The 12,278-nt window shown below is 64.3% G+C and carries 9 protein-coding genes; 7 read left to right on the forward strand and 2 right to left on the reverse strand.

The genetic code is table 11. The annotated features are described in order from the left end of the window. Positions 1-118 precede the first annotated feature (118 nt). Complete coding sequence (locus BMY03_RS02485; protein WP_094010360.1) at positions 119-1,570, forward strand: MDR family MFS transporter; 1,452 nt, start codon at positions 119-121, stop codon at positions 1,568-1,570. Between the two features lie 151 nt (positions 1,571-1,721). Here BMY03_RS02485 and ttgR read toward each other — a convergent pair whose 3' ends face one another. After that, the gene (ttgR, locus tag BMY03_RS02490; protein ID WP_023630222.1) at positions 1,722-2,354 is read right to left on the reverse strand and encodes an efflux transport transcriptional regulator TtgR; all 633 of its coding nucleotides are present in this window, start codon (positions 2,352-2,354) and stop codon (positions 1,722-1,724) included. 258 nt (positions 2,355-2,612) lie between these two features. Between ttgR and ttgA the strand changes: the two genes are divergently transcribed. From ttgA to BMY03_RS02515, 5 genes are all read left to right on the forward strand, one after another. Further along, complete coding sequence (gene ttgA, locus BMY03_RS02495) at positions 2,613-3,767, forward strand: toluene efflux RND transporter periplasmic adaptor subunit TtgA (protein WP_038705527.1); 1,155 nt, start codon at positions 2,613-2,615, stop codon at positions 3,765-3,767. 3 nt (positions 3,768-3,770) lie between these two features. Next, positions 3,771-6,923 (forward strand): multidrug efflux RND transporter permease subunit TtgB, encoded by a 3,153-nt coding sequence (gene ttgB, locus BMY03_RS02500; RefSeq protein ID WP_023630221.1) that lies wholly within the window; start codon positions 3,771-3,773, stop codon positions 6,921-6,923. Next, positions 6,920-8,365 carry an AdeC/AdeK/OprM family multidrug efflux complex outer membrane factor gene (locus BMY03_RS02505; RefSeq protein WP_038705526.1) on the forward strand — a complete coding sequence of 482 codons (1,446 nt, stop codon included), beginning with the start codon at positions 6,920-6,922 and terminating at the stop codon, positions 8,363-8,365. The genes ttgB and BMY03_RS02505 overlap by 4 nt, the downstream gene beginning before the upstream one ends. A 228-nt stretch (positions 8,366-8,593) precedes the next feature. Further along, complete coding sequence (locus BMY03_RS02510; RefSeq protein WP_094010164.1) at positions 8,594-9,847, forward strand: OprD family porin; 1,254 nt, start codon at positions 8,594-8,596, stop codon at positions 9,845-9,847. A gap of 206 nt (positions 9,848-10,053) precedes the next feature. Continuing rightward, entirely contained in the window at positions 10,054-11,037 is a 984-nt protein-coding gene (locus BMY03_RS02515) for a LysR family transcriptional regulator (protein WP_094010165.1), read from the forward strand. Here BMY03_RS02515 and BMY03_RS02520 read toward each other — a convergent pair. Next, positions 10,937-11,623, reverse strand: a complete 687-nt coding sequence (locus tag BMY03_RS02520) for a Crp/Fnr family transcriptional regulator (protein ID WP_023631937.1) — start codon at positions 11,621-11,623, stop codon at positions 10,937-10,939. The genes BMY03_RS02515 and BMY03_RS02520 overlap by 101 nt on opposite strands. A 92-nt stretch (positions 11,624-11,715) precedes the next feature. Between BMY03_RS02520 and BMY03_RS02525 the strand changes: the two genes are divergently transcribed. Continuing rightward, positions 11,716-12,240, forward strand: a complete 525-nt coding sequence (locus BMY03_RS02525; protein ID WP_094010166.1) for an Mpo1 family 2-hydroxy fatty acid dioxygenase — start codon at positions 11,716-11,718, stop codon at positions 12,238-12,240. Positions 12,241-12,278 lie beyond the last annotated feature (38 nt).

Consider the following 12,278-nt stretch of genomic DNA (forward strand, 5'->3'; position numbering starts at 1 on the left):
ACATAGGTAGCTATGTAACTCAGCGTACAATGCCCTACCATGAATGAGCCCATCGCGGGGCAGGCCCGCTCCCACGATGCCTCGCGATCGCGCCAGCTCTGACCACAAGGTATCCACCGTGACCGCCGCCCTGCCCCCTACTGTTCTGCGCAGCGTCCTCACCGCCCTGATGCTGGCGATATTCCTCGGTGCCCTCGACCAGACCATCGTCGCCGTGTCACTGCCGGCGATTTCCGCGCAGTTCAACGATGTCGGCCTGCTCGCCTGGGTCATCTCCGGCTACATGGTCGCCATGACCATCGCCGTGCCGATCTACGGCAAGCTCGGTGACTTGTATGGGCGGCGGCGCATGATTCTCACCGGCACCGCCCTGTTCACCCTGGCCTCGGTGGCCTGCGGCCTGGCTCAGGACATGCCGCAACTAGTGCTGGCCCGGGTGCTTCAGGGTATCGGCGCCGGCGGCATGGTGTCGGTTAGCCAGGCAATCATCGGCGACTTCGTGCCACCTCGTGAACGCGGTCGCTACCAGGGCTACTTCAGCAGCATGTACGCACTGGCCAGCGTCGCCGGGCCGGTGCTGGGCGGCTGGCTGACCGAGTACCTGTCCTGGCGCTGGGTGTTCTGGATCAACCTGCCGCTGGGGCTGACCGCGCTGTGGGTGATCCACCGGGCGCTGGACGGGTTGCCGGTCAAGCATCGCCAGGCCCAGGTCGACTACCTCGGCGCGGTGCTGATGATCCTCGGCCTGGGCAGCCTGCTGCTGGGCATCACCCTGGTCGGCCAGGGACATGCCTGGCAGTCGTCCGAAGTCCTGGCGTTGCTGGCCTGCGCGCTGCTGGGGCTGGCGGCGTTCGTAGCCCACGAGCGGCGCTGCCGCGAACCATTGCTGCCTCTGGGCCTGTTCGGCAACCGGGTCGCGGTGCTGTGCTGGTGCGTGATCTTCTTCGCCAGTTTCCAGTCCATTTCGCTGACCATGCTGATGCCTCTGCGCTATCAAGGCATCACCGGCGCCGGCGCCGACAGCGCGGCGCTGCACCTGCTGCCACTGGCCATGGGGTTGCCCATCGGCGCCTTCACCGGTGGGCGCATGACCAGCCGCACCGGGCGCTTCAAGCCACAGATCCTCACCGGCGCGCTGTTGATGCCAATGGCCATCGCAGCCATGGCGCTGACGCCACCGCAAGCCTGGTTACAGAGCGCGCTGTTCATGCTGCTGACAGGCATTGCCTGCGGCCTGCAATTTCCCACCTCGCTGGTGGGCACGCAAAGCGCGGTGGACAGCCAGGACATCGGCGTGGCGACCAGCACCACCAACCTGTTCCGCTCGCTGGGTGGGGCAATGGGGGTGGCGTGCATGTCCAGCCTGTTGCTGGCGTGGTTGCACCAGGGCGGCTTCGAAGTGCTGGGCAACCCGCTGCTGGGCAGCCTCAAGGCGGGCGAGGCGGATCCGCACACCCAGGCGCGCTTGCTGGAAACCTTCCGCGACCTCTTGCTGGTCAGTGCCGGGGCTTCGCTGATCGGCCTGTTGGTCGCGCTGGCCTTGCCGGACAGACAGTTGCGCGGGCGCTGAAAGTGGTGGGAGCGGGCTGGCCCCGCGATAGCGTCCGCCCAGGCGACATCACGGCCTGAAGGTTGTCATCGCCGGGCAAGCTCGCTCCCGCGCTATTAATCCTGCGTTAACCGAAAAGGGATAACACTTCCTCACAATCGTTAACAAAGTGTCATTTGCGCAAGCCAGGGCTCAAGCGCAGCATATCCAGCCCGGTGTCGACCCATTTCTCGACATCGCCCAACAGGTCGAAGCTCTCCGGGAGCAGCAGCCAGCGGCCTATCAGGCCATCCACATAGGCAAACATGGCCACCGCAGCCCGGTCGATCTCGAGCTCGGCAGGCAACTGGCCACGACGCACTGCATTGCCCAAGGCCAGGGCAATGCTTTGATGGCAGTCCAGCACCGCGCCCTGACGCTGCTGGCGAATCTCACACATGTCGTCGGTGAACTCGCACTTGTGATGCAGGATTTCGTTGATACGCCGGGTTCGGGCATCGAGCACCAACTCGTTGAACACTTGCAGCAACAGCTTGCGCATGCAGCCGAGCGGGTCGAGTTCATCCTCGCTTTCACTGGCGCGGGCCAGGTGGTCATGGGTCTCGTGCAGGCTGTCGAGCAGCGCCTGCACCAACTCGGCCTTGTTGCTGAAGTGCCAGTAGATCGCCCCGCGAGTGACGCCGGCGAGCTCAGCGATGTCGGCCAGGGTGGTACGCGCTACCCCGCGCTTGTAGAAGGCCTTCTCCGCCGCCTCGATGATCTGGGCGCGAGTTTCCTGGGCTTCTTCTTTGGTTCGACGGACCATGGCAGTACAACCTCATCAGGCCCCGCGCGCTCGATCTGGCGAGCGGGAATCAGGCCGGGGCAGGCTCTTTCAGGGCCGCTCCCGGGTGGATTTGGGCGATCGGCGGTGGTCACTCACGACGCACCGGCGCTATTTACAAACAACCATGAATGTAAGTATATTCCTTAGCAAGCTATTTATCCACCGGATAGCGTTTTTCTGACAAAGCACTTCCACTATATTCTTGAGCTCCCCTGCTCCTGCGACCCGAGGATCCTCATGCAATTCAAGCCAGCCGTAACCGCCCTGGTTTCCGCCGTGGCCCTGGCAACCCTGCTCAGTGGCTGTAAGAAAGAGGAAGCAGCGCCTGCGCCGCAGGCTCCTCAGGTCGGCGTCGTGACCGTACAACCGCAAGCCTTCACCCTGACCTCGGAACTGCCGGGGCGCACCAGCGCCTACCGTGTGGCCGAGGTCCGCCCACAGGTGAACGGCATCATTCTCAAGCGCCTGTTCAAGGAAGGCAGCGACGTCAAGGAAGGGCAGCAGCTCTACCAGATCGACCCGGCCGTCTACGAGGCGAACCTGGCCAACGCCCAGGCCAACCTGCAGGCTACCCGCTCGCTGGCCGAGCGTTACAAGCAACTGATCGACGAGCAGGCCGTCTCCAAGCAGGAATACGATGACGCCAATGCCAAACGATTGCAGGCCGAGGCGTCGCTCAAGAGCGCCCAGATCGACCTGCGCTACACCAAGGTACTGGCCCCGATCAGTGGCCGCGTCGGCCGCTCCTCGGTCACCGAAGGCGCCCTGGTGAACAACGGCCAGACCAACGCCATGGCCACCATCCAGCAGCTCGACCCGATCTACGTCGACGTCACCCAGTCCACCGCCGAGCTGCTCAAGCTGCGCCGTGACCTGGAAAGCGGCCAGCTGCAGAAGGCCGGCGACAACGCCGCCCAGGTTCAGCTGGTGCTGGAAGACGGCAGCCTGTTCAAGCAACAGGGCCGCCTGGAGTTCTCCGAAGTCGCGGTTGACGAAACCACCGGCTCCGTCACCCTGCGCGCGATCTTCCCCAACCCCGACCACACCCTGCTGCCCGGCATGTTCGTGCATGCGCGGCTCAAGGCCGGGGTCAACGCCAACGCCATCCTGGCCCCGCAACAGGGCGTGACCCGTGACCTCAAGGGTGCACCGACCGCGCTGGTGGTCAACCAGGAAAACAAGGTCGAACTGCGCCAGCTCAAGGCCAGCCGTACCCTGGGCAGCGACTGGCTGATCGAGGAAGGCCTGAACCCGGGCGACCGCCTGATCACCGAAGGGCTGCAGTTCGTGCGACCAGGGGTCGAGGTCAAGGTCAGCGAAGCCACCAACGTCAAGAAGCCGGCCGGCCCTGCTCAGGCCAACACGGCGAACGCAGACGCCAAAGCGGAGTAAACCATGTCGAAGTTCTTTATCGATCGCCCGATCTTCGCCTGGGTGATCGCCCTGGTGATCATGCTGGTCGGCGCCCTGTCGATCCTGAAGCTGCCGATCAACCAGTACCCGAGCATCGCCCCGCCGGCCATCGCCATCTCCGTCACCTACCCGGGCGCCTCGGCGCAGACGGTGCAGGACACCGTGGTGCAGGTTATCGAGCAGCAGCTCAACGGTATCGACAACCTGCGTTATGTGTCGTCGGAAAGTAACTCCGACGGCAGCATGACCATCACCGCGACCTTCGAGCAGGGCACCAACTCGGACACCGCGCAGGTCCAGGTACAGAACAAGCTGAACCTGGCCACCCCGCTGCTGCCGCAGGAAGTGCAGCAGCAAGGTATCCGCGTCACCAAGGCTGTGAAGAACTTCCTGCTGGTGATCGGCCTGGTGTCCGAAGACGGCAGCATGACCAAGGACGACCTGGCCAACTACATCGTCTCCAACATGCAGGACCCGATCTCGCGGACCGCAGGCGTGGGCGACTTCCAGGTGTTCGGTGCGCAGTACGCCATGCGCATCTGGCTGGATCCGGCCAAGCTGAACAAGTTCCAGCTGACCCCGGTTGACGTGCGCACCGCGGTCGCCGCGCAGAACGTGCAGGTGTCCTCCGGCCAGCTTGGCGGCCTGCCGGCACTGCCAGGTACCCAGCTCAACGCCACCATCATCGGCAAGACCCGTCTGCAGACCGCCGAGCAATTCGAGAAGATCCTGCTCAAGGTCAATGCCGACGGCTCCCAGGTACGCCTGGGGGACGTGGCTCAGGTCGGCCTGGGCGGTGAGAACTACGCCATCAGCGCCCAGTTCAACGGCAAGCCGGCCTCGGGCCTGGCGGTCAAGTTGGCGACCGGCGCCAATGCTCTGGATACCGCCAAGGCTCTGCGCAAGACCATCAGCGACCTGGAACCGTTCTTCCCGCCGGGGGTGAAGGCCGTGTTCCCATATGACACCACCCCGGTGGTTACCGAATCGATCAGCGGCGTGATCCACACCCTGATCGAAGCGGTGGTCCTGGTGTTCCTGGTGATGTACCTGTTCCTGCAGAACTTCCGCGCCACCATCATCACCACCATGACCGTGCCGGTGGTGTTGCTCGGGACCTTCGGCATCCTCGCCGCCGCCGGCTTCAGCATCAACACCCTGACCATGTTCGCCATGGTCCTGGCCATCGGCTTGCTGGTGGACGATGCCATCGTCGTGGTGGAGAACGTCGAACGGGTGATGTCCGAGGAAGGGTTACCGCCCAAGGAGGCGACCAAGCGCTCCATGGAACAGATCCAGGGCGCCCTGGTGGGTATCGCCCTGGTACTGTCGGCAGTACTGTTGCCGATGGCCTTCTTCGGCGGCTCCACCGGTGTGATCTACCGCCAATTCTCCATCACCATCGTCTCGGCCATGGGCCTGTCGGTGCTGGTCGCGCTGATCTTCACCCCGGCCTTGTGCGCCACCATGCTCAAGCCGCTGAAGAAGGGCGAGCACCATGTCGCCAAGCGCGGCTTCTTTGGCTGGTTCAACCGCAACTTCGACCGCAGCGTCGTCGGCTATGAGCGTAGCGTCGGCACCATCCTGCGCAACAAGATCCCGTTCCTGCTGGCCTACGCGCTGATCGTGGTCGGCATGATCTGGCTGTTCGCCCGCATCCCGACCGCATTCCTGCCGGAAGAAGACCAAGGCGTGCTGTTCGCCCAGGTGCAGACCCCGGCCGGTTCCAGTGCCGAGCGCACCCAGGTAGTGGTCGACCAGATGCGCGAGTACCTGCTCAAGGACGAAGCCGATACCGTCTCGTCGGTGTTCACAGTGAACGGCTTCAACTTCGCCGGTCGCGGCCAGAGCTCAGGCATGGCGTTCATCATGCTCAAGCCCTGGGGTGAGCGCTCGAAGGAGAACAGCGTGTTCGCCCTTGCCCAGCGCGCGCAGATGCACTTCTTCGGCTTCCGTGACGCGATGGTATTCGCCTTCGCCCCGCCAGCGGTACTCGAACTGGGTAATGCCACCGGCTTCGACGTCTTCCTCCAGGACCGCGCCGGGGTCGGCCACGCTAAGCTGATGGAAGCGCGCAACCAGTTCCTGGCCAAAGCCGCGCAGAGCAAGATCCTCAGCGCCGTGCGTCCTAACGGCCTGAACGACGAGCCGCAGTACCAGCTGACCATCGACGACGAACGCGCCAGTGCCTTGGGCGTGACCATCGCCGACATCAACAACACCCTGTCGATCGCCCTGGGCGGTAGCTACGTCAACGACTTCATCGACCGTGGCCGGGTCAAGAAAGTCTACATCCAAGGTGCGCCCAACGCCCGGATGAGCCCGGAAGACCTGCAGAAGTGGTACGTGCGCAACGGCAAGGGCGAGATGGTGCCCTTCTCGTCATTCGCCAAGGGCGAATGGACCTACGGCTCGCCGAAGCTGTCGCGCTACAACGGCGTGGAAGCGGTCGAGATCCTTGGTACCCCGGCACCAGGCTACAGTACCGGTGAAGCCATGGCCGAAGTCGAGCGTATCGCCGGCGAACTGCCAACCGGCATCGGCTTCTCCTGGACCGGCATGTCCTACGAGGAAAAACTTTCCGGCTCGCAAATGCCGGCACTGTTCGCCCTCTCGGTGCTGTTCGTGTTCCTCTGCCTGGCAGCGCTGTATGAAAGCTGGTCGATCCCGATCGCAGTCGTGCTGGTCGTGCCACTGGGTATCATCGGTGCCCTGCTCGCCACCAGCCTGCGCGGCTTGTCCAACGACGTGTACTTCCTGGTCGGCTTGCTGACCACCATCGGCCTGGCGGCGAAGAACGCCATCCTGATCGTCGAGTTCGCCAAGGAGCTGCACGAACAGGGCCGCAGCCTGTACGACGCGGCCATCGAAGCATGCCGCATGCGTCTGCGCCCGATCATCATGACCTCACTGGCGTTCATCCTCGGCGTGGTACCGTTGACCATCGCCAGTGGCGCCGGCGCGGGTAGCCAGCACGCCATCGGCACCGGTGTGATCGGCGGCATGATCAGTGCAACCATACTGGCCATCTTCTGGGTACCTCTATTCTTCGTCGCAGTGTCGTCGCTGTTCGGCAGCAAAGAGCCGAAAGAACACGCCACCCCTGAAACTCCACGTTATGAGGCTGGGCAATGACCAAGTCTTTGTTGTCCCTGGCGGTAACCGCCTTCATCCTCGGCGGTTGCTCGCTGATCCCCGACTACCAGACGCCAGAGGCGCCGGTGGCCGCGCAGTGGCCTCAAGGCCCAGCGTACTCGCCGACCCAATCGGCCGACGTCGCCGCGGCCGAACAGGGCTGGCGCCAGTTCTTCCACGACCCGGCGCTGCAGCAGTTGATCCAGACGTCGCTGGAAAACAACCGCGACCTGCGGGTCGCGGCGTTGAACATCGACGCCTACCGCGCGCAGTACCGCATCCAGCGCGCCGACCTGCTGCCGGCGGTTTCCGCCAATGGCAGCGGCAGCCGCCAGCGGGTGCCGGCGAACATGTCACAAACTGGCGAGGCGAATATAACCAGCCAGTACTCGGCCACCCTGGGTGTCAGTGCCTATGAGCTGGACCTGTTCGGCCGGGTGCGCAGCCTGACCCAGCAGGCCCTGGAAACCTACCTGTCCAGCGAACAGGCGCGCCGCTCCACGCAGATCAGCCTGGTGGCCAGCGTGGCCAACGCCTATTACACGTGGCAGGCCGACCAGGCGCTGTTGAAACTGACCGAGGAAACGCTCAAGACGTACGAAGAGAGCTACAACCTCACCCGCCGCAGCAATGAGGTGGGCGTGGCCTCGGCCCTGGACCTGAGCCAGGCGCGCACCGCCGTCGAAGGCGCTCGCGTCAAGTTGTCGCAGTACCAGCGCCTGGTCGCCCAGGACCTGAACAGCCTCACCGTGCTGGTAGGTACCGGCGTGCCGGCCAACCTGCCCAAGCCGCTGGAGCTCAATGCCGACCAGCTGGCCGAAGTGCCGGCCGGCCTGCCGTCCGACATCCTGCAGCGCCGCCCCGACATCCAGGAGGCCGAGCATCTGCTCAAGGCCGCCAACGCCAACATCGGCGCAGCGCGGGCAGCGTTCTTCCCGAGCATCAGCCTGACCGCCAACGCCGGTACCCTGAGCCCGGATATGGGCGGGCTGTTCAAGGGTGGTTCGGGCACCTGGCTGTTCCAGCCGCAGATCAACCTGCCGATCTTCAACGCCGGCAGCCTGCGGGCCAGCCTGGACTACTCGAAGATCCAGAAGGACATCAACGTCGCCAAGTACGAAAAGACCATCCAGACCGCCTTCCAGGAAGTCGCCGATGGCCTGGCCGCACGCAAGACGTTCGAAGAGCAACTGCAGGCGCAACGCGACCTGGTCGCGGCCAACCAGGACTACTACCGCCTGGCCGAGCGCCGCTACCGCATCGGTATCGACAGCAACCTGACCTTCCTCGATGCCCAGCGCAACCTGTTCAGCGCCCAGCAGTCGCTGATCGGTGATCGCCTGTCGCAGTTGGTCAGCGAGGTCAACCTGTACAAGGCCCTCGGCGGCGGCTGGTACGAGCAGACCCAGCAGCAGGCTTCGATCCAGACACCGAAAGGCTGACTGGACCGGTAACGGCACCAAGCCCACCCTCGCGGTGGGCTTTTTGTTGCGCGGTCACATTGCGTTCGATAACCGCCCCGTTCCGCTTGCAACGAATTGCCTAGCCCCCACCCTCCCCCGCACCATCGCCCCCGCAACGTTGCACAAGTTCTCTCTAAAGATGCCCATCCCTGCGGCCGTACCCGCAGCGACCCGGCTCGCCCAATAAAAACAAGAGATCCACGACAGATGAGCACTTTGCAACCCGCACGCCAGCTGCTGCCCGGCCTGTTGGCCCTGTCCTGCGCCCTGCCCGGCGTGGCCGCCGAAGGTGGCTTCCTGGAAGACGCCAAGGCCAGCCTCAACCTGCGCAACTTCTACATCAACCGCAACTTCGTCGACCCAGCCAATCCCCAGGGCAAGGCCGAGGAATGGACCCAGAGTTTCATTCTCGACGCCCGCTCCGGCTTCACCCAAGGCACCGTCGGTTTCGGCATCGATGTGCTGGGGCTTTACTCGGTCAAGCTCGATGGCGGCAAGGGCACCGCCGGCACCCACCTGCTGCCGGTGCATGACGACGGCCGCCCGGCGGACGATTTCGGCCGCCTGGGGGTGGCGTTCAAGACGCGCCTGTCGCAGACCGAACTCAAAGTCGGCGAATGGATGCCGGTGCTGCCGATCCTGCGTTCGGACGATGGCCGCTCGCTGCCGCAGACGTTCCGCGGCGGTCAGCTCACCTCGAAGGAGATCGACGGCCTGACCCTGTACGCCGGCCAGTTCCGCGGCAACAGCCCGCGCAACGATGCGAGCATGGAAGACCTGTTCATGCAGGGGCGTGCCGGTATCACCTCTGACCGCTTCAACTTCGCCGGCGGCGAATACAGCTTCAACGACAAACGCACGATGCTCGGCCTGTGGGATGCCCGGCTGAAAGACATCTATCGCCAGCAGTATCTGAACCTGGTGCACAGCCAGCCGTTGGGCGACTGGACCCTGGGCGCCAACCTGGGCTACTTCCTCGGCAAGGAGGATGGCAGCGCCCGCGCCGGCGACCTGGACAACCGCACCACCTCGGCCATGCTCTCGGCGCGCTACCAGGGCCACACCTTCTATATGGGCCTGCAGAAGGTCAGTGGCGACGACGCCTGGATGCGCGTCAACGGCACCAGTGGCGGCACACTGGCCAACGACAGTTACAACGCCAGCTTCGACAATGCCAAGGAGCGCTCCTGGCAACTGCGTCACGACTTCAATTTCGTCACCGTCGGTATCCCCGGCCTGACCTTGATGAACCGCTACATCAAAGGCGACAACGTGCATGCCGGAGGGGTGGACGATGGCAAGGAATGGGCCCGGGAGACCGAGCTGGCCTACGTGGTGCAGGCCGGAACCTTCAAGGACCTGTCGGTGAAGTGGCGTAATTCGACCATGCGCAGGGATTTCAGCAGCAACGCGTTCGATGAGAACCGCTTGATTGTCAGCTACCCGTTCAATCTTCTTTGAAGCCATCGCGGGAAGCCCGCTCCCACGCCGCCCGCACAAAACAGGAGCGGCATGGGAGCGGCGATGCGGCGACCCGACTTGCCTCGCGATTGGACCTGCCGTCCGGCAAATAACCAAATAACATATGCAAATCAAATAACATTCTTTGACGCTATATGTAACAAGCCGCTAAAACCAAGCTCCGATCCCCGCACCAGAGCCCGAGCATGGACCTCCGCCAACTGCGCTATTTCATCGCCCTCACCGAATACCGCAGTTTCGTCCGCGCCGCCGACGCCATGGGCATCACCCAACCCGCCTTCAGCCGCGCAATCCAGAACCTCGAACATACCTTTGGCTGCGCCCTGGTCGATCGCGCCAGCAAGGCATTGCCCCCCACCCCCGAGGGCCATGTGGTGTTGCAACATGCCCGTCGCCTGGTCCAGGGCGCCGCGCAACTGAACAACGACGTCCTGCAGATGACCAAGCTCGATGCCGGAGAGCTGCACTTCGGCAGCGGCCCGGCCCTGGCCGTGCGCCTGGTGCCCCAGGCCCTGCAACATTTCATCAGGACTCATCCCGGTATCCGCACCGACCTGCTGGTGGACAATGCCGAGCGCCTTGGCCAGGCCCTGCGTCGCGAGCAGATCGAGTTTTTCGTCGATGACGTGCGGCCCTTCGAGGCCGATCCCAACTTCCACACCGAGGCACTGTCCCCGCGGCCAGGCCTGTTCTTCTGCCGCCCCGGGCACCCATTGCTGGCCAAGGACAGCCTGTCGACCAACGACCTGTTCGCCTACCCGCTGGCCAGCGCCCTGCTGGCCCCCGGCGTGCGCAAACGCCTGGCCAATCTCAGCGGACGCACCGACTTCACCCCGCACCTGCAGACCGAGCACCTGGCGGTGCTGCGCAGCGTGGTGCTGGCCAGCGACGCCATCGGTACGGCCAGCGAAGAGGCGGTGGTCGAGGACCTGGCCGCCGGCCATCTGGTGCGTCTGCACTGGCGCAACCTGCCGCCAGGTCTGCAAGTACTCAGCGTGCGTTGTGGAGTGATCAGCCGCAGTGGCCAGCGCCTGTCACCGGCGGCGCAGGCAATGATCGACACGCTGGTCAGCCTGGATGCTGCCCCATCGCCCGCAGACGTGACGCATCGACAATCTCCACCTCGCCATAGCCCAGGCGCACCACGCCGGCCTGTTCGAGGCTCCTGAGGATCTGGTTGATGGTCTGGCGCGACAGCGACAGCATCAAGGCCAGCTGTTCCTGGGACACCTGCAGCCGCCATTGGGCGACATCGCGCTCACCGTAGCCCTCGGCCATCTGCAACAGCCGTTGCGCCACCCGCGGCGCGGCGGCCAGCAGGCTCTGCTGCTCGAGGGCGACGAACACCCAGCGCAACTTGTGGCTCATCAGCAGGGCCAGGTCGCGCCAGTACTCTGGCTGGCGGGCCAACCATTCCAGCAACGGCGCCTGGGGAATCCACAGCAGGCGTGTCGGCCCCTCGGCATAGGCGTCATGGGTGCGCGGCTGGCCATCGAACAGGCTGATCTCGCCGAACCAGTGGGGTGACTCGACCAGCGTCAGCAACGCCTCCTTGCCTGCGCTGCTGACCGCCCCGACCCGCATCGCCCCTTCGAGTACCGCATACAAGCCACACGGCGCATCGCCGCGCTGGAACAGTCGCTGCCCCGCTGCCAGCTCACGCGGACGGCCCAGGGCCAGCAGACTATCCTGAACGGTAACGGGCAACTGCCGGAACCATTGGCCATGCAGCAGCTGGGTACGCGGATCGTGCATGGCACCTCGCAAAGCGAACTCTGTCGGCCAGGCGACAGACGACGATGAATGGACAGGGGCAAGCTGTGCTCACCCCTGATGGAGGAACAACAATGAAAAACCTCGTCGAGCACTTGAGTCAATACGCGGCCTACCACCGCGATCCACGCAACATCGCCACCCACTTCATCGGCATTCCGCTGATAGTGCTGGCCGTGACCGTGCTGCTGTCACGCCCGGGCTGGGAGGTGGTGGGCCTCTGGCTGTCGCCAGCGCTGCTGCTGGCGATCTGGTCAGTATGGTTTTACCTGCGCCTGGACCTGCGCTTCGGCCTGGTGATGGGCCTGCTGCTGGGCTTGTGCCTGTGGGCCGGCCACGCGCTGGCCGTGCAGAGTACCGGGCTGTGGTTGAGTGCCGGGCTGGGTGCGTTCGTGGTGGGCTGGATCATCCAGTTCGTCGGACATGCCTACGAAGGGCGCAAGCCGGCATTTGTCGATGACCTCAGCGGGCTTATCATCGGCCCGCTGTTCGTGGTGGCGGAGCTGGCGTTCATGGTTGGGCTGTGCGGCGAGCTGAAAAAGGCCGTGGAGGCCAATGCCGGGCCTGTTGCCGTTCGCCAGAAGAAAGCAGTCGTGTGAAGTGATCGCGGGGCAAGTCGCGGCGGTGCGCCGATGCG

The organism is Pseudomonas soli, assembly GCF_900110655.1.
In the GTDB taxonomy this organism is placed as follows: domain Bacteria; phylum Pseudomonadota; class Gammaproteobacteria; order Pseudomonadales; family Pseudomonadaceae; genus Aquipseudomonas; species Aquipseudomonas soli.